Origin of the sequence: Pseudomonas sp. IT-P74 (genome assembly GCF_949768175.1) — a bacterium.
Taxonomy (GTDB): Bacteria; Pseudomonadota; Gammaproteobacteria; order Pseudomonadales; family Pseudomonadaceae; genus Aquipseudomonas.
The window spans coordinates 19,956-46,330 of the sequence record NZ_CATKQD010000009.1 but is presented as its reverse complement, the minus strand read 5'-3'; the positions used below and the strand labels follow the sequence as shown (position 1 = coordinate 46,330).

Annotated in this window: 22 protein-coding genes; 2 read left to right on the top strand and 20 right to left on the bottom strand. The window is 62.2% G+C overall.

Translation table 11 applies throughout. The features are described from left to right. Positions 1 to 314: 314 nt before the first annotated feature. Positions 315 to 1,103 (bottom strand): AraC family transcriptional regulator, encoded by a 789-nt coding sequence (locus tag ACM6J5_RS07875; RefSeq protein ID WP_095942903.1) that lies wholly within the window; start codon positions 1,101 to 1,103, stop codon positions 315 to 317. 85 nt (positions 1,104 to 1,188) lie between these two features. Here ACM6J5_RS07875 and ACM6J5_RS07870 point away from each other — a divergent pair, with 85 nt between their 5' ends. Further along, complete coding sequence (locus ACM6J5_RS07870; protein WP_095942947.1) at positions 1,189 to 2,187, top strand: bile acid:sodium symporter family protein; 999 nt, start codon at positions 1,189 to 1,191, stop codon at positions 2,185 to 2,187. A 45-nt stretch (positions 2,188 to 2,232) separates the two neighbouring features. On the opposite strand, the gene ACM6J5_RS07865 is transcribed toward ACM6J5_RS07870, so the two are convergent. The 6 genes from ACM6J5_RS07865 to ribBA form a co-directional block, all read right to left on the bottom strand. Then, the gene (locus tag ACM6J5_RS07865) at positions 2,233 to 3,948 is read right to left on the bottom strand and encodes an amidase (protein ID WP_414928134.1); all 1,716 of its coding nucleotides are present in this window, start codon (positions 3,946 to 3,948) and stop codon (positions 2,233 to 2,235) included. Positions 3,949 to 4,212: 264 nt separating this feature from the next. Continuing rightward, the gene (locus ACM6J5_RS07860; protein WP_150674106.1) at positions 4,213 to 5,367 is read right to left on the bottom strand and encodes an ABC transporter ATP-binding protein; all 1,155 of its coding nucleotides are present in this window, start codon (positions 5,365 to 5,367) and stop codon (positions 4,213 to 4,215) included. Positions 5,368 to 5,383: 16 nt separating this feature from the next. After that, positions 5,384 to 6,193 carry an ABC transporter permease gene (locus tag ACM6J5_RS07855; protein ID WP_007976227.1) on the bottom strand — a complete coding sequence of 270 codons (810 nt, stop codon included), beginning with the start codon at positions 6,191 to 6,193 and terminating at the stop codon, positions 5,384 to 5,386. Positions 6,194 to 6,199: 6 nt separating this feature from the next. Beyond that, complete coding sequence (locus ACM6J5_RS07850; protein ID WP_172435314.1) at positions 6,200 to 7,132, bottom strand: ABC transporter permease; 933 nt, start codon at positions 7,130 to 7,132, stop codon at positions 6,200 to 6,202. Then, positions 7,129 to 8,154 (bottom strand): ABC transporter substrate-binding protein, encoded by a 1,026-nt coding sequence (locus ACM6J5_RS07845; protein WP_095942907.1) that lies wholly within the window; start codon positions 8,152 to 8,154, stop codon positions 7,129 to 7,131. Before ACM6J5_RS07845 ends, ACM6J5_RS07850 begins: the two co-directional genes overlap by 4 nt. Positions 8,155 to 8,457: 303 nt before the next feature. Then, on the bottom strand, positions 8,458 to 9,567 hold the full coding sequence (gene ribBA / locus ACM6J5_RS07840) for a bifunctional 3,4-dihydroxy-2-butanone-4-phosphate synthase/GTP cyclohydrolase II (RefSeq protein ID WP_414928133.1): 1,110 nt from the start codon (positions 9,565 to 9,567) through the stop codon (positions 8,458 to 8,460). 70 nt (positions 9,568 to 9,637) lie between these two features. Here ribBA and ACM6J5_RS07835 point away from each other — a divergent pair, with 70 nt between their 5' ends. After that, positions 9,638 to 9,934, top strand: coding sequence for a DUF1330 domain-containing protein (locus ACM6J5_RS07835; RefSeq protein ID WP_150674110.1), 297 nt, complete (start codon positions 9,638 to 9,640; stop codon positions 9,932 to 9,934). A gap of 132 nt (positions 9,935 to 10,066) precedes the next feature. Here the strand turns inward: ACM6J5_RS07835 and ACM6J5_RS07830 are convergent, their stop codons facing one another. The 13 genes from ACM6J5_RS07830 to ACM6J5_RS07770 form a co-directional block, all read right to left on the bottom strand. After that, positions 10,067 to 10,630, bottom strand: a complete 564-nt coding sequence (locus tag ACM6J5_RS07830) for an NUDIX hydrolase (RefSeq protein WP_414928132.1) — start codon at positions 10,628 to 10,630, stop codon at positions 10,067 to 10,069. A gap of 1 nt (position 10,631) precedes the next feature. Further along, the gene (locus tag ACM6J5_RS07825; RefSeq protein WP_046042558.1) at positions 10,632 to 11,384 is read right to left on the bottom strand and encodes a GntR family transcriptional regulator; all 753 of its coding nucleotides are present in this window, start codon (positions 11,382 to 11,384) and stop codon (positions 10,632 to 10,634) included. An 88-nt stretch (positions 11,385 to 11,472) separates the two neighbouring features. After that, the gene (locus tag ACM6J5_RS07820) at positions 11,473 to 11,862 is read right to left on the bottom strand and encodes a carboxymuconolactone decarboxylase family protein (RefSeq protein ID WP_007991919.1); all 390 of its coding nucleotides are present in this window, start codon (positions 11,860 to 11,862) and stop codon (positions 11,473 to 11,475) included. Between the two features lie 19 nt (positions 11,863 to 11,881). Beyond that, entirely contained in the window at positions 11,882 to 13,333 is a 1,452-nt protein-coding gene (locus ACM6J5_RS07815; protein ID WP_414928131.1) for an NAD-dependent succinate-semialdehyde dehydrogenase, read from the bottom strand. A 148-nt stretch (positions 13,334 to 13,481) separates the two neighbouring features. Then, positions 13,482 to 13,967: a flavin reductase family protein gene (locus ACM6J5_RS07810; protein ID WP_095942912.1), complete on the bottom strand. Its 486-nt coding sequence runs from the start codon at positions 13,965 to 13,967 to the stop codon at positions 13,482 to 13,484. A 12-nt stretch (positions 13,968 to 13,979) separates the two neighbouring features. Next, a complete protein-coding gene (locus ACM6J5_RS07805) occupies positions 13,980 to 15,461 on the bottom strand; it encodes an aldehyde dehydrogenase (RefSeq protein ID WP_056723954.1) in 1,482 nt (493 codons plus the stop codon). Beyond that, positions 15,458 to 16,291: an alpha/beta fold hydrolase gene (locus ACM6J5_RS07800; RefSeq protein ID WP_095942913.1), complete on the bottom strand. Its 834-nt coding sequence runs from the start codon at positions 16,289 to 16,291 to the stop codon at positions 15,458 to 15,460. The genes ACM6J5_RS07805 and ACM6J5_RS07800 overlap by 4 nt, the downstream gene beginning before the upstream one ends. A 44-nt stretch (positions 16,292 to 16,335) precedes the next feature. Continuing rightward, positions 16,336 to 16,926, bottom strand: a complete 591-nt coding sequence (locus ACM6J5_RS07795; RefSeq protein WP_003225712.1) for an amino acid synthesis family protein — start codon at positions 16,924 to 16,926, stop codon at positions 16,336 to 16,338. 251 nt (positions 16,927 to 17,177) lie between these two features. Further along, positions 17,178 to 18,275 (bottom strand): type VI secretion system protein TssA, encoded by a 1,098-nt coding sequence (tssA, locus tag ACM6J5_RS07790; protein ID WP_414928130.1) that lies wholly within the window; start codon positions 18,273 to 18,275, stop codon positions 17,178 to 17,180. Positions 18,276 to 18,369: 94 nt separating this feature from the next. Beyond that, positions 18,370 to 18,888: an Hcp family type VI secretion system effector gene (locus ACM6J5_RS07785; RefSeq protein ID WP_414928129.1), complete on the bottom strand. Its 519-nt coding sequence runs from the start codon at positions 18,886 to 18,888 to the stop codon at positions 18,370 to 18,372. A gap of 163 nt (positions 18,889 to 19,051) precedes the next feature. Further along, positions 19,052 to 21,526, bottom strand: coding sequence for a type VI secretion system membrane subunit TssM (gene tssM / locus ACM6J5_RS07780; RefSeq protein WP_414928128.1), 2,475 nt, complete (start codon positions 21,524 to 21,526; stop codon positions 19,052 to 19,054). Then, a complete protein-coding gene (gene tagF, locus ACM6J5_RS07775; RefSeq protein WP_414928127.1) occupies positions 21,523 to 22,449 on the bottom strand; it encodes a type VI secretion system-associated protein TagF in 927 nt (308 codons plus the stop codon). Before tagF ends, tssM begins: the two co-directional genes overlap by 4 nt. A gap of 31 nt (positions 22,450 to 22,480) precedes the next feature. Further along, a complete protein-coding gene (locus ACM6J5_RS07770) occupies positions 22,481 to 26,368 on the bottom strand; it encodes a type VI secretion protein IcmF/TssM N-terminal domain-containing protein (RefSeq protein WP_414928126.1) in 3,888 nt (1,295 codons plus the stop codon). Between the last annotated feature and the right edge of the window lie 7 nt (positions 26,369 to 26,375).

The following is a 26,375-nucleotide window of genomic DNA, read 5'->3' as shown; positions in this document are numbered from 1 at the left end:
AGCCTCGCGATCTTGTTATTGGTGTAATGCGTAATAAGCAGCAAACAGGCTGCGCAGGCATCGGCAGTTTGGACTAACCGGGGATTGATTTGCGGACTGTCGCTGCTGGCCAGCGCGGTGCATGCCGAACAGCGCGAATTGCGGGTGTACAACTGAGCGGATTACATCCTGCCGTCCGTGCCCAAGGATTTCGCCAAGGACAGCGGGATCGTTAACGATAACGCGTGTTTACTGGCTAAACGCGGCGCTCTTAAGTCCATCGTCGGAACGCCGCCCGGAGCAGGCTCGCTCCCACAGTTTGTTCTGTGTAGGGCTTATCGAAAAAACTCCCCCGGTGTTTCGCCGAACTGCTGGCGGAAGGCCGCGATAAACGCCGACGTCGAGTCGTAGCCACAGGCCAATGCGACGTCGGTCACTCGCTCGCCCTGTTCCAGTGGCGTCAGGGCGCCGAGCAGGCGCAAGCGCTGGCGCCAGGCGCGAAAGGTCAGGCCGGTGTCGCGCAGGAACAGGCGACTGAGGGTTTTCTCGGTGACGCCGAATTGGTCGCTCCAGTGGCTGAGGGTGGTCTGTTGCTCGGGGTGCGACTCCAGGCTTTGGGCGATTTGCCGCAATCGGCTGTCCTGGGGCAAGGGCAGCATCAAATCGATCTGTGGCGCCTGCGCCAACTGATCCAGAATCACCTGGGCCAACCGCCCGTGCGGCCCGCTCTGATCGTATTCCACCGGAACCTGACTGAAGGCACGGATCAACTCGCGCAACAGATCGCTGACCCCCAGCACATGACAACCCGGCGGCGCCCAGGTCGAGACGCTGCAATCGATGTACAGGCTGCGCATTTCCGTGCGCGGCGAACTGAACACCCGGTGCGGCATGCCCGCCGGTATCCACACCGCCCGCTCTGGCGGGGCGACGAAACGCCCGACGCCGGTCTGTATTTCGAGCACGCCCGCAATCGCATAGGAAAGCTGCACCCACGGATGGCTGTGGCGCCGGGTCAGGGCGCGATTGGGCAGCGATTCGGTACGGCCGTAGAGCGGTCGTGGCAGGCTGGAAATCCCGGGAACACTGCGTCGAACACTCTTGTCATGTCCTTTAGGCGGCATCGGCTGGCTCATCGGCGTTAGTCGGTAATTCCCAGTCACGTTAGAGTCGCTTTCACGTACTGGCAACCCCCGGATGATCAACCCCATGACTCGCCCCCGTCTGTTACCCGACAACTTCACCCTGACCCTGATCGGCGTCGTGACACTCGCCAGCCTGCTGCCCGCCAGCGGTCAGGTCGCGGTCGGTTTTGGCTGGTTGACCAACATCGCCATCGCGCTGCTGTTTTTCCTGCATGGCGCCAAGCTGTCCCGCGAATCGATCATTGCCGGTGCCGGGCACTGGCGCCTGCATCTGCTGGTGTTCAGCCTGACCTTCGTGCTGTTCCCGCTGCTCGGCCTGGCGCTCAAGCCGCTGCTGTCGCCGCTGATCGGCAATGACCTGTACATGGGCATGCTCTACCTGTGCGCGCTGCCCGCCACGGTGCAGTCGGCGATTGCCTTTACCTCGCTGGCACGGGGCAACATCCCGGCGGCGATTTGCAGCGCGGCGGCGTCCAGCCTGTTCGGGATTTTCCTCACGCCGTTACTGGTGACCCTGTTGCTCAATGTGCACGGCGAAGGCAGCTCGACCCTCGACGCCATCCTCAAGATCAGCGTGCAGTTGCTGCTGCCGTTCATTGCCGGGCAGATTGCGCGGCGCTGGATCGGCAACTGGGTGGCGCGCAACAAGAGCTGGTTGAAGTTCGTCGACCAGGGTTCGATTTTGCTGGTGGTCTACGGCGCGTTCAGCGAAGCGGTAATCGAAGGCCTCTGGCAGCAGATTCCGTTACTGGATCTGGTCGGGCTGGTGGTGGTCTGTTGCATCGTTCTGGCGCTGGTGTTGGTGGCTTCGACCGTGCTGGGCAAGGCATTCGGCTTCAACCAGGAAGACCGCATCACCATTCTCTTCTGCGGTTCGAAGAAAAGCCTGGCGACCGGCGTGCCGATGGCGCAGGTGTTGTTTGCCGGTAGCACCATTGGCTTGCTGATCCTGCCGCTGATGCTGTTCCACCAGATTCAACTGATGGTCTGTGCGGTGTTGGCGCAGCGCTATGCCAAGCGGCCGGAATCGATTCCGGAACTGATGGCCCAGGTCGATCCCTGATTGGCCAGCCGTGGCGGCCCGAGTGAGCCGCCACGGTTTTACCGGTCAGCGCTTGTCGGCGACCAATGGCGGGGTACGCGGCGGGATCATGCGTTTGTTGCCGGTCGACTCGAACGCCGACGCCAGGTGCAGCAGCGACGAGTCGTCATAGGCGCGCCCGGCAAACGTCAGGCCGACCGGCATGCCGATGTCCGGCATCACGCCCATCGGAACGGTGACTGTCGGCACGCCGAGGTGACGGATGGCGAGGTTGCCGTTGGCGACCCATACGCCATTGCTCCAGGCGATGTCCGCCGATTGCGGGTCGACATCGGCATTCGCCGGGCCTACATCGGCAACCGTCGGGAACAGCACTGCGTCGAGCCCCAGGCGATCCATCCAGTCTTCCAGATCGATCTTGCGGGTTTTCTCCAGCCCGCGCAGGCCGTCCGGCACCGTGCTGATCTGGTCCCATGGGGTGATGCCGCGCTCGGCCATGCGCACGTATTCGTCCATGCCGGCAGCCAGGTCGCCCTCGCGGTTGGGCAGGGTGCCCGGGTCGTGAGGAAAGATCTGCGGGCCGTCGACATCGACGAGGCGATTCAGTTTGGGATCGCCGTTCGCTTGCAGGAAATCATCGAACGCCCAAGCGGTCAGGTCCCACAGTTCATGGTGCAAAAATTCTTTGGAGACAATGCCGCGATTGAACACGGTCGGCGCGCCAGGGCGATCGCCCTCGCAATTGGAAACCAGCGGGAAATCCACTTCGAGTACTTCGGCGCCAGCGTCTTCGAGGGCCTTGCGTGCCTGCTCCCAGAGCCCGATCACCGTAGGGCGGGTGTTGATGCGCTGACCGGTCGGCCCACCGATGCCTGGGGCTTCGGAGGTGCCGGCTTCAGGGTCGGCATTGATGTACATGCGCGGGATGCCGAACTTCTTGCCTTTGAGCGCATCGCTGTTCGCAGCCAGCGCGGCATAGGATTGCGGGCGTACCTCAGACGATTTCGGGATCGGCACCCAGGGTTGCAGGCGCCACAGGTCGCCACGGGTGTCCGGGTCATCGGCCACCACCACGTCGAGCACTTCGAGCAGGTCGGCCATGGTCCGGGCGAACGGCACGACCACGTCCATGGTCGGGGTCAGCGGCCAGTTGCCGCGCACCGAGATCACCCCGCGAGAAGGGGTGTAGGCGCACAAGCCATTGTTCGAGGCCGGGCCACGACCGCTCGACCAGGTTTCCTCTGCCAGGCCGAAGGCTGCGAAGCTTGCCGCAGTGGCAGTACCCGCGCCGTTCGACGAGCCGGAGGCGAAAGGGGCGGTGAGGTAGTCAGCGTTATACGGGCTCTCGGCGCGGCCGTAGACACCGCGCTGCATCCCGCCGTTGGCCATCGGCGGCATGTTGGTCTTGCCCAGGCAGATCGCCCCGGCGGCGCGCAGGCGTTCGATGGTGAACGCATCGCGATAGGCGACCAGGTCCTTGAAAGCCGGGCTGCCGGAAGCAGCGGTGAGCCCCTTGACCAGATAACTGTCCTTGGCGGTGTAAGGGATACCGTCCAGCGCTCCCAGCGTCTGGCCCTTGGCGCGACGGGCGTCGGACGCCTGCGCTTCGGCGAGCGCCTCGGGGTTGCGAACCACGACCGCGTTCAGCGCAGTCGGCGTTTCGGGGCCGTCAAAGGCGTCGATCCGCGCAAGATAAGCCTGGACCAGTTCAACCGAGGTGGTCTGGCCGGACTCGAGCGCCGCGCGCAACTCGGCAATGGAAACTTCGGTTACTTCGATCATGCTGCCACCGCCGCTTGCAGGTGGAGGGTCCCAAACACTTCACTTTTCTCGAAATGGACTTTCATATCGTTATTCTCGTTGCACTGTGTGGCACGACAGGGTCGGGTGTTAAAAATACTGAGCACTATTTAGCATTAAACCGGGATTTTAGGAATCCGTTGTCCAATTTATCTTACAGGCGACAGAAAAAAGGCCACCACAACCCGACGTTGTGGTGGCCCGAGGGTGACTCATTATAGTGGCCCGCGCGCGCAGGCCAATGGATCAGTGAGCGCCGGCAGCCTTGTTCAGGTCGCTTTCGACCCATTCGGTGTAGACGCAGGCATCGGCGGTGGCCCAGCGCACCCGCACCGGATCACCGGCCTTGAGCGGCATGCCGGCGGCGGACAGTGCCTTGACCGTCATCGAGGTGCCGCCAGCGGTGACCACGCTGCAGGTCTGGCTCTCGCCGAGAAACAGCACTTCCACGACCCTGGCCGAGACTTCGTTCCAGCCGGCGGCCAGCGTTTCGGCAAGGGCTTGTTCAGTGCTCAGGGCCAGGGCTTTTTCCGGACGCACCATCAGCAGCACGTCCTGATCGGTTTGCAGGCCGGCGGTGAGTCGGATCGACAGCGGCTGCCCTTCGAAGGTCGCCACTGCATTGCCCTGGGCCTTGAGCTTGAGGAAGTTCGAATTGCCGAGGAACGAGGCGACAAAGGCGTTCGGCGGGTTCTGGTACAGGTCAAAGCCGCTGCCCAGGCCGACGATCTTGCCGTGGCTGAAAATCGCGATGCGCTGGGACAGGCGCATGGCTTCTTCCTGGTCGTGGGTCACGTAGACGATGGTGATGCCCAGGCGCCGATGCAGCTGACGCAGTTCATCCTGCAAGTCTTCACGCAGTTTCTTGTCCAGCGCACCGAGGGGTTCGTCCATCAGCAGGATGCGTGGCTCATAGACCAGCGCCCGGGCGATGGCGACCCGTTGCTGCTGGCCACCGGAGAGTTGCGAAGGGCGACGATGGGCAAATGGCTCAAGCTGCACCAGTTTGAGCATCGCATCGACCCGGCGCTCACGTTCGGCCGTGGCCAGTTTGCGGATGGCCAGCGGGAAGGCAATGTTGTCGCGCACCGACAGATGCGGAAACAGCGAGTAGCGCTGGAACACCATGCCGATGTCGCGTTTGTGCGGCGGCACGTTCACCAGTGACTGGCCGTTGACCAGGATCTCGCCGCTGCTCGGGGTTTCGAAGCCGGCCAGCATCGACAGCGTCGTGCTTTTGCCCGAGCCGCTGGAGCCGAGGAAGGTGAGGAATTCGCCGTCCTTGATGTCCAGCGAGATGTTATCCACGGCGGCAAAGTCGCCGTAGTGCTTGTTCAGGTTACGCAGGCTGACCAGGGGTTTGTCATTTTGCTGCGCGGAATCTTTGATCACTGCACTCATGTCGTACTCCTGGCGCTCAAGCGCTGATTTCGTTGCGCCGGCGCAGAGCGGCGGCGATCACCATGACCAGGACCGAGAGGCCGATCAGCAGCGTCGAAGCGACGGCGATCACGGGCGTCAGGTCCTGGCGCAGGGTGGTCCACATTTTCACGGGAAGGGTTTGCAGGGTCGGGCTGGCCATCATCACGCTCAGCACCACTTCATCCCACGAGACGAGGAAGGCGAAGAGGGCGCCGGCCACCATGCCCGGACGGATCGCCGGGAAGGTCACCTTGAACACCGCTTGCAGACGCGAGGCGCCGCAGATCACCGCCGCATCCTCGATCGACTGGTCGAACAGCTTCAGCGAGTTGATGATCGAGATGATGGTGAACGGCAACGCGACAATGACGTGACTGACCACGAAGGCGAACATGGTCCCGGTGTAACCCAGTTTCAGGAACAGCGCGTACACCGCCACGGCGATGATCACCAGCGGCACGATCATCGGCAGGGTGAACAGGCCGTAGAGCATTTCCCGGCCGGGGAAGCGGCCACGCACCAGGGCGAACGCGGTGGGCAGGCCCAAAGCGACGGCGAAGAACGTGGTCAGCACCGCGACTTTCAGGCTGGCCATGGCGGCGTTCATCCAGTCGGCGTTGGAGAAGAACTGGCCGTACCATTTCAGCGTCCAGCCCGGTGGCGGGAACACCAGCCACTGGGACGATCCGAACGACAGCAGCACGATGAACACGATCGGCAACAGCAGGAACAGACCGATCAGCCCGGTGGTGGCATACAGGCCGAAGCGCATGCGCCGGCTCATGGCATTGGGGGTCAGGAGCATGACGGCTTACCTCGCGTTGCTGGCGCCAACCGGGGATTCCGGCTGGAGCTTCAGGTAGAAGTAGAACAACACCAGCGTGATCACGATCAGCAACGCGGCGCCTGCGCTGGCCAGGCCCCAGTTGAGGAACGACTGCACCTGCTGAATGATGAACTCGGGCAGCATCATGTTCTGCGCGCCGCCGAGCAGCGCCGGGGTCACGTAGTAACCGAGAGACATCACGAACACCATCAGACCGCCGGAGAACAGCCCCGGCCGACACAGCGGCAGGAACACCCGGAAGAAGTTGGTCCAGGGGCTGGCGCCGCAGATGGAACCGGCCTGGAGGATCATCGGGTCGATGGCCTGCATGGTCGCCTGCAACGGCAGCACGATGAACGGGATCATGATGTAGCTCATGCCGATCACCACGCCGGTGAGGTTGTGCACCATCTCCAGCGGCTGATCGATGATGCCCATGGCCATCAACGCCTTGTTGATCACCCCCGAGGCTTGCAGCAACACCAGCCATGAGTAGGTGCGGGCGAGCAGGCTGGTCCACATCGACAGCAGCACGATGTTGAGGATCCAGCGACCCCAGCCACGGGGCACCAGGGTGATTGCCCAGGCCAGCGGAAAGCCCAGCAGCAGGCTGAACAACGTCACCAGGCCGGCCACCGAGAAGGTGTTGAGCAACACCCGGGCATAGGCCGAGTTGGCGAACAGTTGTTCATAGTTGCCCAGGCCCGGCACCGGTTCCAGCACCCCGCGCAGCAGCAGGCCAATCAACGGTGCCAGAAAGAACAGACCGAGGAACAGCAGGGCGGGCACCAGGTTGCTCGCGCCACGCCAGCGCTGTGCCAGACTCGGCGATTGCGTCATCGCAACTGCCTTGCCGGCAGCGCCAGGGGCGCTCCCGACTGACGTGGATGGACGGGATGCGGTTACCGTCATTTTCATTTGACCAGCCATTCGTTCCACCGTGTCGCGATGGCCGGACCGTTCTTGGCCCAGTACGCGAAATCAAGAGTGATCTGATCCTTTGCGTAAGCGGTCGGCAGGTTAGGGGCCAGCACCGAGTCCAGGCGCTGCACGCTGTCGACGTTGACCGGGGCGTAGGCGGTCAGGTTGGAGAAGTCCGCCTGGCCCTTGGCACTGCTGGCGTTGGCCAGGAACTTCATCGCCGCGTCCTTGTTTTTCGAACCCTTGGGAATGACCAGGATGTCGGCCATGACCAGGTTCTGCTTCCAGCTTACGCCCACCGGGGCTCCGTCTTCTTGCAGGGCATGAATCCGGCCGTTCCAGAACTGGCCCATGCTCGCCTCACCGGAGGCCAGCAGCTGCTGCGACTGCGCGCCGCCGCCCCACCAGACGATGTCTTTCTTGATGGTGTCGAGCTTTTTGAACGCGCGATCCAGGTCCAGCGGGTAGAGCTTGTCCGCCGCTACACCGTCGGCCAGCAGCGCCAGTTCCAGCACGCCAGGGCTTGGCCATTTGTAGAGGGCGCGTTTGCCGGGCCAGGTCTTGGTGTCGAACAGCGCGGACCAGTCCTGAGGCTTGCCGGCGCCAAGCTTGCCTTCGTTGTAGCCGAGGACGAAGGAGAAGAAGAACGAGCCGACGCCGTGATCGCTGACGAAGCGCGGGTCGATCTTGTCGCGTTCAATCACTTTGAAGTCGAGGGGTTCGAGCAAGCCTTCGGCGGCGGCGCGCAGGGCGAAGTCGGCTTCGACGTCGACCACGTCCCACTGCACGTTGCCGCTCTCGACCATGGCCTTGAGCTTGCCGTAGTCGGTCGGGCCATCCTGCACCACGGTGATGCCGCTGGCCTTGCTGAACGGGTCGGCCCAGGCCTGCTTCTGCGCATCCTGGGTGCTGCCGCCCCAACTGACGAAGTTGACGCTTTCAGCCGCCAGCAAGGCCTGACTGGTCACGCTCAGCAGTCCCGCAAAAAGAACCGCGGTCGCACGTTTGTTCAACACCATTTTCACGCCCTCATTGTTGTGTTTATGAGCGGGGCTTCGAGTGCCCGCCTATCGGGAGCATCAGTCCGTCGAGTCAGTGCTGACTGTCCGGTCTATGGAATATCATATTATGGTATTCCAGACTTTGTGCAAGCATTTTGCCGTACCGGCTATCAGCCAAAGGTGGATTTTGTTGCCCTGGAATTTGCCTTGAAACGCAATTCCCTTGTAGGAGCGAGCCTGCTCGCGATGAGGCTGTGTCAGTCGCTAACCATGTTGACTGTCATGCCGCCATCGCGAGCAGGCTCGCTCCTACAGGGGGCATCACTCGGTAAATGGAATACTCTCCACCACCTCCAGGTCATACCCGGTCAAGCCCGCATACTTCAGCGGCGGGCCGAGGTGGCGTAACTTGCCGACACCCAGGTTCTGCAGAATCTGCGCACCGGTGCCTACTTCCGAATAAATCCGTGACTGCGAACGGCTGAACTGCCGGGGCGGCTGGGTCAATTGCGGCACCCGCTCGAGCAACGCCTGGGAGGATTCATGATTGGCCAGCACCACCACCACGCCGTGGCCTTCGGCGGCGACACGCTGCAAGGCGGCCCACAACGTCCAGTTGCTCGGGCCGCTGTACTCGGCACCGACCAGATCGCGCAACGGGTCAATTACATGCACCCGCACCAGTGTCGGTTGCTCGCGGCGCAGATCGCCCATGACCATGGCCATGTGGACACCGCCTTCGATGCGATCCTCAAAGGTGATCAGACGAAAGGTGCCATGCACGGTCGGCAGGTCACGCTCACCGATGCGCACGATGGTGTGTTCGGTGCTCAGGCGATAGTGGATCAGGTCGGCGATGGTGCCGATCCTGATCCCGTGCTTGCGCGCGAACACTTCCAGGTCCGGGCGCCGGGCCATGGTGCCGTCATCGTTCATCACTTCGACGATCACCGAGGCGGGCGTATGGCCGGCCAGGCGCGCCAGGTCGCAGCCGGCTTCGGTATGGCCGGCGCGGGTCAGCACGCCGCCTTCGCGGGCGCGCAACGGGAAGATGTGGCCCGGTTGCACGATGTCGGCGGGGCCGGCGTTGGCGGCGACGGCGGCGGCGACGGTGCAGGCGCGATCAGCAGCAGAGATACCGGTGGTGACACCGACGGCGGCCTCGATGGACACGGTGAAGGCGGTGCTGAACACGCTGCCGTTGCTCGGCACCATCTGCTCCAGGCCCAGGCGCTTGCAATGCTCGTCGGTCAAGGTCAGGCAGATCAGGCCACGGGCTTCGCGGGCCATGAAGCTGATCGCCTCGGGCGTGCAGCAGTCGGCGGCCAGCAACAGGTCGCCTTCGTTTTCCCGGTCCTCATCGTCGACCAGCAGGACCATTTTGCCGAGGCGATAATCTTCGATGATTTCTTCGATGCTGTTGAAGGCCATGCTGGAGTCTCTGTGTTTGTTGGATTGGTAATGTGGTATACCATAATACAAAACAAAGCGAGAGGTCACTATGAAGGCGTACTGGATTGCTCATGTGGATGTCACTGACCCTGATCAATACAGCCAATACACCCGGCGGGCGCCGCAGGCGTTTGCGTTGTATGGCGGTCGGATTCTGGCGCGGGGTGGGCGTAGCGAGGCGATGGAAGGACGGTCTACGCCGCAACGCAGTGTGGTGATTGAGTTTGATTCCTATGAGCAGGCGGTGGATTGCTACCACTCGGCGTTGTATCAGGAGGCAAGGGGTCACCGCGAAGGTGTGGCTAAGGTTGAGGTGATTATTGTCGAGGGCGTGGCGCCGCTCTAACCAACCGCTTGACCCTGTAGGAGCGAGCCTGCTCGCGAAAAACGTCAGAGCAACGCGTTCGGTCAGTCAGCACGCGTCATCGTTGACGACCATCGCGAGCAGGCTCGCTCCTACAGGGGAATGGGGGATTTTTCAGCGGATGAAATGGATTTTGCCGCTATCGTCATTACCCATGTAAATGCCATAAACCCCAGCTTGGCGCTCCTCGATATAGCGCTCAAGAATCTGCCGGATCGCCGGGTAGTAAATGCTGTCCCAGGGAATGTCCTCAGGCGCGAAGAACTTGTAGTCGAGGGTTTCCGGCCCGTACTGCCCGGTGATCTCCAGCGCGATGGCGCGGAAGATGATGTACACCTCGCTGATCTGCGGCACGCTGAAAATCGAATAGGGCGAGACGATTTCCGCACGCACGCCGCTTTCTTCCCAGACCTCGCGCAAGGCCGCCTGCTCGGTGGTCTCGCCGCTTTCCATGAAGCCTGCCGGCAGGGTCCAGGTGCCCGGGCGCGGTGGAATCGCGCGCTGGCACAACAGATACTTGCCGTCCTGCTCGATGATGCAGCCGGCAATGATCTTCGGATTGATGTAATGGATGTAGCCGCAGCCGCGGCACATCAGGCGCTCGTGCGTACCGCCCGGCGGCATCTGCTGACCGAGATCAGCGCTGCCGCACTTGGGGCAAAAGCTCGGGCTGAACATGTCAGCGACCTATGCGCGGTTCTTTCAGCGCGATGGGCTGGGTGATTGCCGGGATGTCGCCGGTTTCTTCCTGCTTGCGCTTGAGGTAGTCCAGGGCCACGGCGGCGGCCGCGCGCACGTGGTCGACGCACGCCTGGTGGGCGGCCAGCGGGTCGCCGCCCTTGATCGCCTCGACCATGCGCTCCATTTCCTGGTTACTGGCGCCGCGACGGTTTTCCTGGGACACCGAGGTCGCGCGCAGGTAGCTGATGCGTGCCTGCAACTGGCGCAGCTGAGTGGCCGCGACATGGTTGCCCGAGCCTTCGAGCAGCACGTCGTAGAAACCCTGCACGGAGTCGATGACCTGTTGCAGCTCGCCGTCTTTGAGCGCCTTGCGGTTCTCTTCCAGGGCTTTTTCCAGGGCCTTGATGTCCTTGGCCTTGGCGCGCAGGGTGAACAGTTGCACGATCAGCCCTTCGAGCACGCAGCGCAGCTCGTAGATGTCCACGGCATCGGCCAGGGTAATGATCGCGACACGCGGGCCCTTGGCATCGGCGAATTCCACCAGGCCTTCGGATTCCAGGTGACGCAAGGCTTCGCGCACGGAGGTACGGCTGACGCCCAGGCGATCGCACAGATCGCGTTCGACCAGACGGTCTCCCGGCAGGAGCTGGAAGTTCATGATGGCGCTTCGCAGTTTATCCAGCACGATTTCGCGCAGGGTAACGGGGTTGCGATTGACCTTGAAGCTGTCGTCGAGTGGCAGGCGTTTCATGGGGTCCGCTCTGATTGTGGCTGTCCATGCAAAAAGAGCACTTCGATTACGGGAATCTGGGTGCCCGGTCGGATCAAACAGCCAAGGGTTAACTGGAGGCCTCGGCATCGGCTTCGGCGAAGGCTTCACGGGCGAGCCGGAAACTGTCTACGGCAGCGGGGACACCGCAATAAATGCCGACCTGAAGCAATATTTCGCGTATTTGCTCACGACTCAGGCCGTTACGCAAGGCGCCGCGCACATGCAGCTTGAGTTCATGGGGCCGGTTGAGGGCCGAGATCATCGCCAGGTTGATCATGCTGCGCTCCTTGAGCGACAAACCCTCACGACCCCAGACATGACCCCAACAATACTCGGTGACCATTTCCTGTAAGGGCCGGGTGAAGTCGTCGGCGTTTTCGATGGAGCGGTTGACGTAGGCTTCGCCCAGCACCTGGGTGCGGATCTTCAGGCCTTTTTCGTATTTTTCGTTGTTCATTTGCGTAGCTCCCGTGGGCTCAGAGGCCGCCCATCAAGGTGTATTTGAGTTCCAGGTAATCCTCGATGCCGTACTTCGACCCTTCGCGACCCAGCCCCGAGGACTTGATGCCGCCAAATGGCGCGACCTCGGTGGAAATCAGCCCTTCGTTGATCCCGACCATGCCGTACTCCAGCGCCTCGCTCATGCGCCAGGCGCGGCCCAGGTCGCGGGTGTAGCAGTAGGCGGCCAGGCCGAATTCGGTGTCATTGGCCATCTCGACGGCCTGGGCCTCGGTGTCGAAACGGAAAACGGCGGCCAACGGGCCAAAGGTTTCATCCCGGGCGACTTTCATCTGCGGGGTGACGCCGCTGAGCACGGTCGGCTGGAAGAAGCCGTTGCCCAGCGCATGACGTTCGCCGCCGCACAGCAGTTGTGCACCGTGCTCCAGCGCGTCTTGCACATGGTCTTCGACCTTGGCCACGGCACGCTCATTGATCAACGGCCCTTGGGTGACGCCATCCTCGAAACCGCTGCCGACCTTGAGCTGCGAAACCCGCTCGGCCAGGCGCGCGACAAAGGCGTCGTGGATGCCGTCCTGCACCAGGAAGCGGTTGACGCAGACGCAGGTCTGCCCGGCGTTGCGGAATTTGGCGATCAGCGCGCCATCGACGGCACGTTCCAGATCGGCGTCGTCGAAGACAATGAACGGCGCGTTGCCGCCCAGTTCCAGCGAGACTTTTTTCAGGGTCGGCGCGCACTGGGCCATCAGCAGCTTGCCGATGGCGGTGGAGCCGGTGAACGACAGTTTGCGAACCTTTGGACTGGCGGTTAGCTCCCCGCCGATGGCGATGGCATCGCCGGTAATTACGTTGAAAATCCCCGCTGGAATCCCGGCCTGTTCCGCCAGTGCCGCCATGGCCAGTGCCGAAAACGGTGTTTCCGGGGCCGGTTTGACGATGCACGGGCAACCGGCGGCCAGCGCCGGGCCGGCCTTGCGGGTGATCATCGCCGCCGGGAAGTTCCACGGTGTGATGGCCGCGACGACGCCGATCGGCTCCTTGCTGACCACGATGCGCGCATCGCCCTTGTGGCTGGGAATGGTGTCGCCGTAGATGCGCTTGGCCTCTTCGGCGAACCACTCGATGAAGCTCGCGGCGTAGAGGATTTCACCCTTGGCCTCAGTCAGTGGCTTGCCTTGTTCCAGGGTGAGGATTTCAGCCAGGGCGTCGGCGTTTTCCAGCATCAGCGCGTGCCAGTGCTTGAGGGTGTTGCTGCGTTCCTTGGCGGTCAGTGCGCGCCAGGCTGGCCAGGCTTTGTTGGCAGCCTCGATAGCCAGGCGCGCGTGCTCGGCGCCGAGGTTCGGCACCCGGCCGATGAGTTCACCGGTGGCCGGATTGAAGATGTCCTGACAGGCGCCATCCGGCGCGTCCAGCCATTGGCCATTGATGTAGGCCTGTTGGCGGAACAATAACGAGGCTGCTGGGCTCATGCCGGCTCCCAAGAAAAAAGGGTGGTTATCTGTAGGAGCGAGCCTGCTCGCGAAAAACCCGAGAACGCCAAGGGCTGTCAGGCAGCACGCGTTATCGTTCACGACCATCGCGAGCAGGCTCGCTCCCACAAGGTTTTGTGTATGGGCATCAGGCCAGTGTGGGCAGCGGCCCCAGCTTGCCTTTGTGGTAGATCATCGGTGTGACCGGTTGCGCGGGCAGGATCAGGTTCTTCACCGCGCCGACGATGATCGCGTGATCACCGCCATCGTATTCACGCCACAGCTCGCACTCGATGATCGCCGTGGCCTTGGCCAGAATCGGGTTACCCAATTCGCTCAGGTGCCACTCGATGCCTTTGGCCTTGTCCTTGCCTTTACCGGCGAAGGCATAGGCTTCGGCGGTCTGGTCGGCGGACAGCAAATGAATCGCGAACTGCTTGCTGTCGCGCAGCACCGGGTAGGTGTCGGAGCCATAATTGGGGCAGAACAGCACCAGTGCCGGGTCGATCGACAGCGCACTGAAGGCGCTGGCGGTGATGCCGACGATGCCACCTTCCGGGTCCAGGGTGGTGACCACCGTGACCCCGGAAGGGAACGAGCTCATCACGTCTTTGTAAATGCCGGGTTCGATCATTTTCCAGGACTCCTAGCGCATCACGAAGGGATCAGGCATCGGTGCCTGGGACAGGTTGATCCACACCGTTTTCAGCTCGGTGTAGGCCAGCACCGAATCGATGCCGCTTTCGCGTCCATAGCCGCTGTTCTTGAAGCCGCCGATCGGCGCCATGGCCGAGACCGCGCGGTAGGTGTTGACCCAGATGATCCCCGAACGCACGTCCCGGGCCAGGCGATGGGCGCGGCCCAGGTCGCGGGTCCAGATGCCGGCGGCGAGGCCGAACTGTGAGTCGTTGGCAATCGCCAGGGCTTCGGCTTCGTCCTTGAACCGGATGACCGAGGCCACCGGGCCAAAGACTTCTTCCTGCATGATCTTCATCGAGTTGCGGTCGCACTCGAACAGCGTCGGCTCGTAGAACCAGCCATCACCCAGATTCTCTGGACGCTTGCCGCCCAGGCGCAGACGCGCACCTTCGGCGATAGCGTCAGCCACCAGCCCTTCGACCACGGCCAGTTGCTGCGCGGTGGCCATCGGGCCCATTTCGCTGCTGTCGTCCTGCGGGTTGCCGATGCGGATGCGCTGGGCGCGTTCCACCAGACGACCGACGAACTCGTCGTAGATTTCGTCCTGCACCAGTAAGCGCGAACCGGACACACAACTCTGCCCGGAGGCGGCGTAGATCCCGGCGATGGCGCCGTTGATCGCGCTGTCGAGGTCGGCGTCGGCGAAAATGATGTTCGGCGATTTGCCCCCCAGTTCCAGCGACAGTTTGGCGAAGTTCTCCGCGCTGCTTCGCACCACATGCCGCGCCGTCGCCGCGCCGCCGGTGAAGGCGATCTTGCGGATCAGCGGATGGCGGGTGAGGGCGGCGCCGGTGCTCGGGCCGTAACCGGTGACGACGTTGACCACTCCCGGTGGAATCCCGGCTTCCAGCGCCAGGCGTGCCAGTTCGAGGATGGTCGCCGAGGCGTGTTCCGACGGCTTGATCACGATGGTGTTGCCTGCGGCGAGGGCCGGGGCGAGTTTGATCGCGGTCAGGTACAGCGGGCTGTTCCACGGAATGATAGCGGCCACCACGCCCATGGCTTCGTGCACGGTGTAGGCAAACAGGTCCGGCTTGTCCAGCGGCAGAGTGCCGCCTTCGAGCTTGTCCGCCAGGCCTGCGGTGTAGTGGAAGAACTCCGGCAGATAGCCGACCTGGCCACGGGTTTCGCGGATCAGCTTGCCGTTGTCGCGGCTTTCCAGCTGCGCCAGTTGTTCTTTGTTTTCGGCGATCAGGTCGCCCAGGCGTCGCAGCAATTTGCCGCGCGCGGTGGCGGTCAAACCGCGCCATGCCGGGCTGTCGAAAGCGGTTTGCGCGGCCTGTACGGCGCGCTCGACATCCGCTTCGTCGGCGTCGGGCAATTCGGCCCAAGGCTCGGCCAGCGCCGGGTTGAGGCTTTCGAAGGTCTTGCCGGACAGGGCATCGACCCATTCACCGCCGATGCACATCTGGAAGCGTGCGAGTGTCATGCAACGATCCCCTTGATCTGGTTTTGTTGGGAGTGCGCGGTCTGCAGAAACTCCAGCAACAGCTGGTTGACCAGGCGCGGAGACTCTACGGGCATCATATGCCGTTGCTCGGCGAGCACGGCAACGGTCGCACCGGGAATGCGTTCGGCCAGTTGCCTGGCCATTTCCGGGGTCGAACCGGGGTCCAGCTCGCCGGTGGCGATCAGCGTCGGCACCTTGATGCTGGCCAGGTCGTCGGCGCGGTACATGTCCTGGGTGGCGAACAGTTCGTAAGTGGTCAGGTAACCCTGCGGGTCATTGCCGGCCAGGGTCTGGCGAATCGCGGCGATCTGCGCCGGGTTCGCGGCCTGGTATTCACGGCTGAACCAGCGCGACAGTGCCGCTTCGGCATTGGCGTCCGGCCCGTGTTCGGCGGCCTGGCTGGTGCGGGCGATGACCCCGGCGCGCTGTTCGGCGCTACGGTTGAACACGCTGTTGAGCACCACCAGGCCTTCCAGGCGTTGCGGGTAGTGCAGGGCAAACGCCCGCGCCACCAGCCCGCCCATGGAAAAACCGATCACCGTTGCCTTGGGCAATTGCAGGTGGTCGAGCAGCTCCAGCAACTGGTCGGCATAGCCGAGCAGCGGCGTGCCGCTTTCCGGGCGCGGGCTGGCGCCATGGCCGAGCATGTCGTAGGCGATGACGCGGTATTTCGTGGCCAGGCCAACGATCTGGCCGCCCCACATTTCTTTGTTCAGGCCCACGCCGTGGATCAAGACCACGGGCTGGCCTTGGCCGGTCGCCAGGTAACTGGTGCCAGCCGGGGTGAGTTCAGCGGTGAGCCGAATCATGGAGCGCTCCTGCAATGCCTTCTTGTTGTCGTTCTGCTGGCCGGTTACTGGGCTTTTTCGGCGGCCAGTTCTTCCAGGTCGATGTAGCGGTTGCCGATGCGCGGGTGCAGGCGGCCGCCGTCGGCGCAACCCAGGACCACGACGATTTCGTCGGCACGGGGTGCGTCTTCGATCTGCATTTCCAGGGTGATGTAGTGCGAACGCAGGCCTTCGTCATCCTTGTGCATCATCGGGATCTGGATCGAAGTGCCCGGGCCGCCGCGCTTGTTGGTGAAGCTCAGGTAGCTCTTGGCCTTGACCGCTTCGCGGTAATGGTTGCCGAAGCGCAGGGTGTGGATCACCGCCGAAGCGTGCTCGATCTCGCCATCGGCGCCGACCACCGCAGCCTTGCCGTAAGCCTCGATTTTCTCGGCACCGCCAATGATGCCCACCAGACGCTCGACCATCAGCGCGCCGAGGTCGGAGCAGTTGGCGCGGATCTGTGGTTTCAGGTCTTCGACGAAACCGTTGCCCACCCAGGGATTCTTCATCACCACGGCCAGACCGACCATGGTCACGGGCTTATCGGTGGCTTTGCCGCCTTCAATAAAGGTTTCTTCGACATAGCTGACGATCTTGCGGATTTCGAAACTCATGAGCTGCTCCGTAGAGGTTTTGGGTGTTTGTGCGTCTGATGGTATACCATAATACCGGAAGCACAAGACCCTGAACGGAGTTTCTGGCTGGATGGCACGCAAAAATGTGCGTCACGGGCAGCAGCGGACAAACGGCAGGCACAGGCTTACGCCGGGCACAGGCCCGGCATGGGGGAGGAGAGAAGGGTAAGGAAGGGGATCAGCGGTGATGCGGCGTCAAGCGGTGCGTCGGGTTTGCTACCGGCTGTCCATCAGGACTTCGCCTCCTTCGTCCCCAGCACATCACGGATGTTGTCCACCACATTGCTGTCTTTGATCACATCGTTGAGCCAACCCTCGAGCGGCATGTTGCCCCATTTGATCGCCCGTTCGATCAGGTAGGGGACAGGGCTCTGGGGTTCGGTCTGCTTGAAGAACTGTGCGATGCCCGCCAGCAGGGTGAATGCCTCGTCGCGGGTTTGCGGCGTGGTGCGCAGCGGTGTGACGGGGATGTCTTGCTGGGTCTGGGTCATTGCGGCACCTGTGGGTTGTGCGCCAGCGCTTTCGGAGACGGTAGGGGTGGGAGCGACAGGGGCCGGGTTCAGTTCGATGCCGCGATCCTTGAGCAGTTTCTCGGCCAGTTGCCCGGCGCGGGACAACACGTCATGGAGCCCGGCAAAGCTTGGCGCGTCATGGCCGAACAGCCTGTCGGCAGTGCTCTGCAGTTGCTGGCAGGCCTTCAGGCTGGCGGCGATTTCGCCGGCTTTCTGGCGCAGGTGATCGGAGTCGGTCAGCACCACCGAGCGCTGGAACACCTCGGCGTTGATCTTGCCTTCATCGAGGGCGGCGCGCATGGCCTGGGGATTCTGCAAGCCAAGGTTTTCGACATGCCGGGATTCGTCATAACGCAGCAAACTGTACTGTTGGCCCTGGGTGATGGGCAGTCCGCCCACGACATCCGCCAGCGAGGTTTTCATCCATGCCAGCCGGGCTGCGCGTTCATCGACCCCATCCTCGAGGGAGGGGAAGAGGTCGGTCCAGAAATTGTCCAACAGGCGTTCGGCCAGGGTCAGGCCGAAGGTGATGCCGGTGAAATGGTACTTGTGCGCCAGGGCTTCGCTGAGCCAGGCGACGAGCATCAGGTCCTTGCTCTGTCGAGCCAGGCCCTGGGCAGCCAGGGTGAGGGTCAGATCCCAGTCGGATGACTTCAGATCGGTTTGCCAGTCACCCTGGGTCAGGTAATCGGGGTCTGCTCGCCGTGCTTCTTTCACCTGATCGAACAAGGTGGAAAAGCTCAGGTCTTCGCCGCTCCCCTCATTGATGGGCGCGGTCAGTTCGGCCAGTGAAAGGTCGTTGAGAAATTCAGACATGGGAAACTCTGATCAGACTAAAAGAACACCGCGCCCGCCGGGCAGGCACGGTGCCGAAAACGAGCCGCGTGCGCGGCCCGTCATTACCACGGTGTTATGCGAAAGCCTTGTTCGCGATGCGATCCCAGCCACCGGTGACGTTACCGCCGCCCTGACCATCTGAACGGCTCTGTTGGGTGTAGGTGGTCTTGATGCGGGCGAAGTTGAAGCTGATTTCTTCGATCGGCAGATCGCCAACCGCTTTGTCTTCGCCGTTCTGGCTGCCGCCAGCGACTGCTTTGACCGACGACACCACGACTTCTTCCAGGTTGATGGTCAGGTAGGTCACCTTGTCGCCACCGGCGCGGTTTACGTTCAGCTGGATCTTGGCGATGTGCGTGCCTTTGCAGCAGGCTTCGAACAGCTTGGCAGAAGCCTTGTCCACGGCTTTGCGGATGCTGAAGTCGCTCAACGCAACACGCTCCGACGAAGCACCGCCCGAAGAGCTGGCCGTCGCGGAAGTCGCCTGGGTTGCGCCGAACTCGTAGCCCAGTACTTCGATCCAATCCTTGTGTTTGTCGTCCAGAACTTCACCAGGAATGCCGTCGATCTGGATGTATGCGTCAAATGCCATTTCTATTTTCTCCTTACCTTCATTTAAAGGGATGTCACCTGCAAACAGGTCGCAGCCCTTCGCTTTAACCTCTTTGAATCGATCAACAGAGGTGTCTTATGCCGGCCCGGGCCTTTCGTCGAGATGACCCGGGTACCGGTATTTCTTCACAAGGCGCGCATGCTCAGTTGAGTGCCCGCACTTCGATTTCTACCCGCCGGTTAGGCTCCAGGCAGCGGATCAGCTGCGCTCTTGGCTGTTGCATATCGCACTTGACCAAGGGCTTGTTGCTGCCTTCGCCGACGGCTTCGACCAGCTCGCCGGGCACGCCTTTGCCCACCAGGTAGGTCTTGATGGTTTGTGCCCGCTGTTTGGAAACCTGCAAGTTGCCTTGGGGATCGCCGAGTTGATCGGCATGCCCGGCGATGATGATTTTTCCGATGTTGGGGGTGCTGAGCAGCTTGCCGGCAATCGCGCTGAGCTGGCTTTGGCCTTCGGTCTTCAGGCTCTGGAAATCCGCACGGGCGAAAGCGAACAGGGTGTCCGACTCCAGCGTGATGGTTTCGATCGAGCGCAACGACTGGGTCAGCAGGCTGTTGATGTAGTTGCGCGAGCTGGAGATCAGGAACGCGTTATCGAGGATCCGCGGCACGTCCGGCTGGTGGATTTGGTCGCTGTAGAAATTGATCTGGCGGCTGGCGAATTCATAGTCAGAGGCGGCGATACTGGCATTGCCGACCTGACGGGCAATCGCCGGGTACCAGTAATCCGGGATTTTCGCTTTCAGGAACCCAGGGTCGGCCTTTTCCCGTTGTGCACGGGACAGCATGACGTAGGTGTCCAGCGTCGCCTTGCCGAAACCGGCGATGGACTGCGCCCGGTTGTCGTTGGGCAGGGCCTTGGGCTCGACGCTGTCCACGCCGGTCACGGGCATCAACTCTTTGGCGTTGCGCTGATAGACCTTGAGGGTGGTCAGCAAGTACAGCGAGCGGGTCAGGTTGTCGGCCGTGGGCTTGAGCATCACGCTTTCCAGCCGGTCGAAATAGCGGCTGCGCACCAGTGGCTCTACCTTGTGGCCTTGATAGAGCCCCAGGCGCATGCGCAGCGGCACACCTTCGTCGTGGTGTTGCGCGTAGTAGTGCGCGGTCCAGAAACGCAGGCGGTCCAGGGTTTGCCAATCGGTGTACTGAGCGGGTACTGAACGGTCGTCGACGCCAGCCTGGGTCAGTTCTGCCGAGAGGCTTTGCAGGGTGTTTTTGTTGTTGACGTACGACCAGCCCAACAGGCTGCACAGCAGTACCGCGACCAGTCCGGCGCCGCCGATCCAGGTCGCCCGGCGCCGACGCTCGCGGTGGTTGGTGGTGTACAGCGCCACCAGGTGCTGGTCGGGAATGATGACTTTGCGGAACAGACTGTTGATGAACAAGGGGCGCGGTTGCGCGTGACCGTTGGCGATCTCCCGATCGCCCTCCAGGGAAAAGCGCTCCGTCACCTGCCGTGCGTGTCCGCCCATTTCCGGCTGGTCTGCGTCCAGCGCACTGGTGAAATAGAAGCCGCGCAGCAGTTCCGCACTTTGATAAGGGTTGGCGCGCAACAGGGCATCGACGAACAGTTGCAGCCGTGGTTTGAGGGCCGCCAGTTCCAGCGGGAACCGATACACCGCCGAATCCTGGCGGGTGATCTGGATGTCCTGAGTGACCAATTGCTGGCTGGCCACCTGGTGCCAGTAGCTGACCAGTTCGTCCATCGCGACGCCGAAGCGCTGGCCCCAGTCGGCCTGTTCGTAACCTTTGTGGGAGAAGGTCTTGCCCATCACTTCGCCGCGCGCGGTTTCATCGAGTTGGCGATAGAAGGGCGCGAAACCCGGCACCAGGTCGCACTTGGTGAACACCAGGTACACCGGCAGCCGCACTTCCAGCAAGGCATGGGTTTCCTGAATGCGTTCGCGCAGACGCTTGGCGATGCGCTCCTGATCTTCGAGCGAGGCTTGCAGGATGTCGTGGATGCTGACGGTGACGATCAGGCCATTGAGCGGCCGACGCTGGCGATGCTGGCGCAGCAGCTGGAGGAACGCGCGCCATTTGCCGGCCTCTTCCTGGTTGTTCATGTAGCGGCCGGCGGTGTCCAGCAGCACGGCTTCGGAGCTGAAGAACCAGTCGCAGTTGCGCGTACCACCCAGACCGGCGACTCGCACGCCCTCACGCTCGGCATAGGGGAAGTTGAGTCCCGACTGGTAGAGCATGGTGCTTTTGCCCGCTGCTGGCTGACCGACCACCAGGTACCAGGGCAGGGCATACAGCGCATCCTTGGGGTTGCTGCCCCGTGGCTTGTTGCTGTGCAAGCGCTCGATGCTCTGCAAGAGACGCTCGCGCAACAGGCTGACTTCCTCGCGATCCGCCGGGCTCGCGTTCAATACCGCCTGATCGGCATCCTCGCGCAGCAGGCCTTCGAGGTCGTGATGCCGGGACACGCCTCGATTAAGCAGCAGCACATAACCGGCGGACAACACCAGGAACACACCGATGCCGGTCAGCAGGCTGTTGAGCGAACTGAAGCCGAACGCACGCCCGATGCCCCACACCACGAAGATCGCGAGGAAAAAACACACCCCCAGGATGTAGGGTTGATAGCGCAAGAAGTAATACTTGATCTTGTTCATACAGGCTTCGAATCCAGGGCATCGACAAAACGGTCGATAACGTCACCCAGAGGGCGGTCGATTTCGGGAAAGGCGTGTGTGCGGTGGTGCTCGTCAAAGGCATCGAAAGACGCCAGCACGTCATAGCTCTGCGAACGGTCAGCGATGCCGGTCAGCAGGCGATAGGCATCACTGGTATTGCGTGAGGCAAAACAGATCAGCCGGGGCCGCATGAAGTCGTCCGCCAGCAGGCTGATCTGTGGCACGGCACGCTCCGGTGTCATTTGCGTCAGCCAGCTGACCCACAGATCAGCGGTCGGATTTTTCAAGCCCCGTTCCGCCGGCAAGGGCAGGGCGATGCCAATGGGCGTCGCGTGAACCAGGTGTCGTCTGAGGGCCTGAAGCCGGGTCAACACGGCGTTGGTGACGAACTCCGGGTAGGTGCCTTCGAGCGCGGTACTGATATCGCGCAGGTTGAAGTTCACCAGGAACTTGTCATGCACGCGCCGGAACAACTCGAAGTCCTGGCCTTGCAGCGGGCGCAGGGCCTTGATGCGGTCGAACAGCACTGAAGTGCTTTCGCCCTGGACGGCCATGTGCAGCAAGGGCCTGATCTGCCCGCTGAACAATTCGCCCAGGGTGAACGGATTGACCAGAGGCTCGGCTTCGCTGGCCTTGAGGGTCTGGAAAATGAAAAACGGATAGCGCCGCCCACTCGAATCCTTCGAGCTGATCAGCCCGCCCAGCAGCCAGTTGCCGCTGCGCGCCCGGTAACTGAAAAAGCACAGCGGCAATCCGTCGAACAGCTTGCGCCAGTCTTCGCGATGCTGCAGGGCGGCCAGCGCCCCTTGCAGCCAGCTATCGAACTCGCAGACGTCGTCGCCCGCACCTTGCAGGCTGACGAAGTCCGGGCTCGCGGGCACCTTGCCGAAGCAGCCGATCATTGGCCAAAACCCTGCTTCAAGGTTCGGCGGCTCACAGCGCTTGACCTTCTTTGGCGTTGAGCGCGCTCAAGGCCTTGACGTTGGCCAGGTCTGTCAACTTGACGCCGCCGTAGTTGCGCACGGCGAGGCTGACCGGGCCACTGCTGGTGTTCCAGCTGAAACGTTGCTGGATGCCGTCAAGATCGCTGACCCGCGCGCTGTCGTTCATGCGCAGCAGGCCCCAGCGGCCCGGGTAGTCGAACACCGTGATGCGTTCGCCGCTCAGGGTGACCACATCCAGGCGTGCGCCCGGCGTGGTGGTCGTGCCCGGCCACGAGAAGCGGCTCCAGCTGGTCTTGCCGTTGCGGTAGTGCTGCACCTGGCCGTCGAGGGTGAAGATGATGTCGGTGAGGTTGGCGGAAGGTTCGAGCATGATCTCGAAGCCGTTGTCGCGGTCCGACAGGCTGGCAATCACCTGGCCCAACGAGCTGGCCTTGTCGATGCTGTTGACCATGTTCGGGTTGACCAGCGGCGTAGCCTTGCTGTTGCTGCTCATCCCCAGGCCTTCGCCACCGGACAGGTTGCCGATTTCGTTGCGCTTGAAGTTCGGCAGCAGCCCGGATTCCGGGTCGACGAAACGCTGCAGATCCTTGACCGAGGCTTCATTGCGGCTGCCGGGTGCAATCGGGTAACGGTGCGCCATGACCTGCTCCCAGGGCTTGGCAATCTGCTGTGCCCAGGCCTTGGCAATCTGTTGGCCGGCCGGGTCTCGCAGGGTTTCCCAGGCAAACTGGATCGGCAGGCTGAACAGGCCCTGCAACGAATCGGACAGACCGCCCTGGCTGGTGTCGACGGTGGTCTCGACATAGTTGCGCACGCTGGTCACTTCACTTGGCAGCCCTTCAAGGGTTTCACTGATCAGCTGCTTGCTGCTCTTGCCAACATCCTGTGAGCGCTGGATGTTGTTCATCCGCACCTTGAGCTTGCGCAGGGCCGCGAGGTAGCGGTCCATGATCGTGCTGTCGGCACCTTCGGCGTTCTGCACCGCGAACACCCGCGATACCGGTTCGAAGCGCTTGGCCAGGCTGCCGTCGTCGACTGCTGGCAAAGGCGAAATCAGCGCGCCTGGCGAGGTGTTCTTGCCGTCGATGATCCCGGTGACGCTGCTCCAGAACCCGTCATCGGGCTTGATGCCCGCTGGCAGTGTTTCGCGGGGGGCAGGGACATCCCATTGGGTGTTGTCGTTGACAGCCGCCAGGAGAATTTTCACCGGCGAGTTCTGCACGTCGCTGAGCAGCGACAGTTGCTGGGTCGCATTGGCCATGTCGGTGAAATGACGAACGCCAATGCTGTCGATGAAGGTGTACCAGGCCTGGGTGTAGTCACGCTTGTAGCGCGTCATGAACTCACGGATGAAGTTGGCTTTCTGCACGATGCTGTCGCCGCCTTCGCCATCGAGCACCCAGTCCGATTCGTTTTGCAGGTTGCCCGACACCAGCTTGATCAGCTCGGGCTTGACGAACTGTTCCCAGCCCTGACGGGTGAAAATCGCCGGGACCGCTTCGGAGCCGTACAGCAACTGACGGCCCGGCATTGGCACCAGGTCGCTCAAGCCGACGGCCGGGAACTGTCGGCTGGATTCCAGTTGCAGACGCAGGTATTCACGGTCCACCAGCGAGCTGGAAATCATGAAGGACTTCAGGCTATTGCGGGTCTCGTTGATGAGTTGCTCGTTGCGCGACAAGGTCGGTGCCTGGCCATTCTTGAGCAATTGCACGTAGACCGGCGCGTTGTCCTCAATCACCGCTGTACTGACAGGGTTGTCGGCACTGGCGGTATTGGCCCAGGCAGCCGGCAACGCAGCCGCCACGAACTCCGGATCCGGGTGAGTGGTGGGTTGAGTCAGCATCAGGTAGAGCTTGAGCGCGTTATAGGATTCGATGATCGACGCCACTTGGCGCTCATCCAGTCGGCCCAACATTTCTTCGGACAACGACAGCCCGCCGGTGGTCGCCGACAGTTCAGCGGCATCGCTCGCCGTGGCAGGGTTGCGCAACGCTGTCAGGGCTTCGCCACGAGCCTTGTTGGCGGCGCCCTTGGCCGCACCGCTCAGCCGATTGGCCACATCGCCGGTGCTGCGCGGCACGTTATTCAAGCCGGTAGGCAGCTTCTGCCCCAGTGCCCGCGCCTTGGCAGAATTGGCCTTGGAAGGCACAGGCGCAAAGCTGTTCTGCGCATCCATGGTCTTGGCGAACTCATTGAATGCGCGCATCTGCAATTGCAGTTGCAAGGTGACAGGTTCCAGCGCCTGGGTGCGCAGTTGCTGCAAATAGGCGGCCTGCGCGGCGCGGTAGAGGTCGTCGCCACGATAGAGGCCAGCGCCGAGTTGCAGCGGCACACCTTTGGCCCGATGCTTCTCGATGGCCGAGAGTTGTTCGCGCAGCAGTTCCAGGCCCTGGCCCGAGGCGAGCAGCCCGGCACGGTCCGCAGACTGTTGCAGCTCAGTCAGTTGCTCGCGCAATGTGGCCAGCCACTGACGGTTGTTCTGGAACGACAGGGCTTGCCAGCCAATGAACGCAACCCCGGCCAGTACCGCCAGGCCCAGCAGGGCAGGGCTGGCGGAGGTGTTCTTGCCCAGGCGCGACTGATAGAGGGTCAGGTCACGGTCCGGGAAGATCACCCGACGGAACGTATCGGTGATGAAGTAGCTGCGGTCACTGATTTTCTTGCCGCTGCTTGGCTCGGGCTGCTCTTGTTCCGATTGCTCCTGCTCCGCTTGCAGGGCGAACGACTCGGCCAGGGCGTCTTCGTACACCTGAGTCAGTTGCTGGTCAGTCTGCAAGGCGCTGGTGAAATACAATCCGCGCAGCAATAGTGGCGCGCCGCTGCGACGGATCTCGGCGAAGTGCTGGAGAAACTGTTCCAGCACCCCCGAAATCTCGGTGAAATAGTTCGGGAAGTTCAGCAAGGCACTGTTGGCATCGGCACCCAAGGCAATCATCTGGGCGTCGACGTGACGACGAATATGGCCGTGCAGGTTGGCCAGCTTGGCATCCAGCACCGGGCGCAGGCCCTGGTTGCGGATCTCGGACAAGCCGAAGGTCATGCCCAGCGGTTGCTGGCGCTCGTTCAGGTCAAGGCCTTCAAACGCCTGGCTGAAGCCTGGCAGTTGATCGGTCTTGCTCAGCATCAGGTAGATCGGTGGATTGGCGTCCAGGCAATCGTTGTATTCCTCGATGCGCGACACCAGTTGCGCGGCGAGTTCGTTGCGCTCGGCCGCGCTGTTCGCCAGCAGTTCAGGCAGGCTCACCACCAATACCAGACCGTTGACCGCAGCCTTGCTGCGCTGCTTTTTCAGCATGCGCAGGAAGGCGGCGAATTCGCTGGCCGACGGGTCGTCCCGCAGGTAACGGCCGGCCGTATCGATCATCACGGCCTCGGGGCTGAAATACCAATCGCAATGCTGGGTGCCGCTTTGTGTGTCGTTGGCGCTGCTGGCAATGCTTGCGGACAGGCCGGAGCGGGTCAGCAACGAGGTCTTGCCCGCTGCCGACATGCCGATCACCAGGTACCACGGCAAATCATAAAGCGCCGACGAGCCACCGCCGCCGGCCGAACGGTCGGCGCGCAGCATGGCGATGGCGTGCTTGAGGCGTTCATGTAATACCTGGCGGTCACGGAATTCGCCGCTCGACTTCAACGAACGATCCACTTCACGCTGCACCAGATTCTCAAGGTGTTGTTCAGTCCGGATACGCTTGTACTGACGCATTACGATGATCAGCAAGTAAAAGGCGCACAGGATCGCCATCGCCTCCAGCGTATAACCGCGCAACCAGCTCACGTGCGGCGCAACGAACCAGCAAACCGCCAGGCTCGCCAGCCACAGGACGGTGACGAGGAACCAAAAACTTTTCAACGAGCGCAATAATGTCTTCATGTCTTCC

Bases quoted from the DNA above. Each gene is read 5' to 3' on its own strand.
- ribBA (WP_414928133.1), bottom strand. From the start codon at position 9,567: ATGGCCTTCAACAGCATCGAAGAAATCATCGAAGATTATCGCCTCGGC.
- tagF (WP_414928127.1), bottom strand. From the start codon at position 22,449: ATGATCGGCTGCTTCGGCAAGGTGCCCGCGAGCCCGGACTTCGTCAGC.
- ACM6J5_RS07795 (WP_003225712.1), bottom strand. From the start codon at position 16,926: ATGAGTTTCGAAATCCGCAAGATCGTCAGCTATGTCGAAGAAACCTTT.
- tssM (WP_414928128.1), bottom strand. From the start codon at position 21,526: ATGAACAAGATCAAGTATTACTTCTTGCGCTATCAACCCTACATCCTG.
- ACM6J5_RS07870 (WP_095942947.1), top strand. From the start codon at position 1,189: ATGACTCGCCCCCGTCTGTTACCCGACAACTTCACCCTGACCCTGATC.
- ACM6J5_RS07810 (WP_095942912.1), bottom strand. From the start codon at position 13,967: ATGATCGAACCCGGCATTTACAAAGACGTGATGAGCTCGTTCCCTTCC.
- ACM6J5_RS07830 (WP_414928132.1), bottom strand. From the start codon at position 10,630: ATGTTCAGCCCGAGCTTTTGCCCCAAGTGCGGCAGCGCTGATCTCGGT.
- ACM6J5_RS07835 (WP_150674110.1), top strand. From the start codon at position 9,638: ATGAAGGCGTACTGGATTGCTCATGTGGATGTCACTGACCCTGATCAA.
- ACM6J5_RS07850 (WP_172435314.1), bottom strand. From the start codon at position 7,132: ATGAAAATGACGGTAACCGCATCCCGTCCATCCACGTCAGTCGGGAGC.
- ACM6J5_RS07860 (WP_150674106.1), bottom strand. From the start codon at position 5,367: ATGAGTGCAGTGATCAAAGATTCCGCGCAGCAAAATGACAAACCCCTG.
- ACM6J5_RS07770 (WP_414928126.1), bottom strand. From the start codon at position 26,368: ATGAAGACATTATTGCGCTCGTTGAAAAGTTTTTGGTTCCTCGTCACC.
- ACM6J5_RS07820 (WP_007991919.1), bottom strand. From the start codon at position 11,862: ATGAACAACGAAAAATACGAAAAAGGCCTGAAGATCCGCACCCAGGTG.
- ACM6J5_RS07800 (WP_095942913.1), bottom strand. From the start codon at position 16,291: ATGATTCGGCTCACCGCTGAACTCACCCCGGCTGGCACCAGTTACCTG.
- tssA (WP_414928130.1), bottom strand. From the start codon at position 18,275: ATGTCTGAATTTCTCAACGACCTTTCACTGGCCGAACTGACCGCGCCC.
- ACM6J5_RS07845 (WP_095942907.1), bottom strand. From the start codon at position 8,154: ATGGTGTTGAACAAACGTGCGACCGCGGTTCTTTTTGCGGGACTGCTG.
- ACM6J5_RS07805 (WP_056723954.1), bottom strand. From the start codon at position 15,461: ATGACACTCGCACGCTTCCAGATGTGCATCGGCGGTGAATGGGTCGAT.
- ACM6J5_RS07875 (WP_095942903.1), bottom strand. From the start codon at position 1,103: ATGCCGCCTAAAGGACATGACAAGAGTGTTCGACGCAGTGTTCCCGGG.
- ACM6J5_RS07865 (WP_414928134.1), bottom strand. From the start codon at position 3,948: ATGATCGAAGTAACCGAAGTTTCCATTGCCGAGTTGCGCGCGGCGCTC.
- ACM6J5_RS07785 (WP_414928129.1), bottom strand. From the start codon at position 18,888: ATGGCATTTGACGCATACATCCAGATCGACGGCATTCCTGGTGAAGTT.
- ACM6J5_RS07825 (WP_046042558.1), bottom strand. From the start codon at position 11,384: ATGAAACGCCTGCCACTCGACGACAGCTTCAAGGTCAATCGCAACCCC.
- ACM6J5_RS07855 (WP_007976227.1), bottom strand. From the start codon at position 6,193: ATGCTCCTGACCCCCAATGCCATGAGCCGGCGCATGCGCTTCGGCCTG.
- ACM6J5_RS07815 (WP_414928131.1), bottom strand. From the start codon at position 13,333: ATGAGCCCAGCAGCCTCGTTATTGTTCCGCCAACAGGCCTACATCAAT.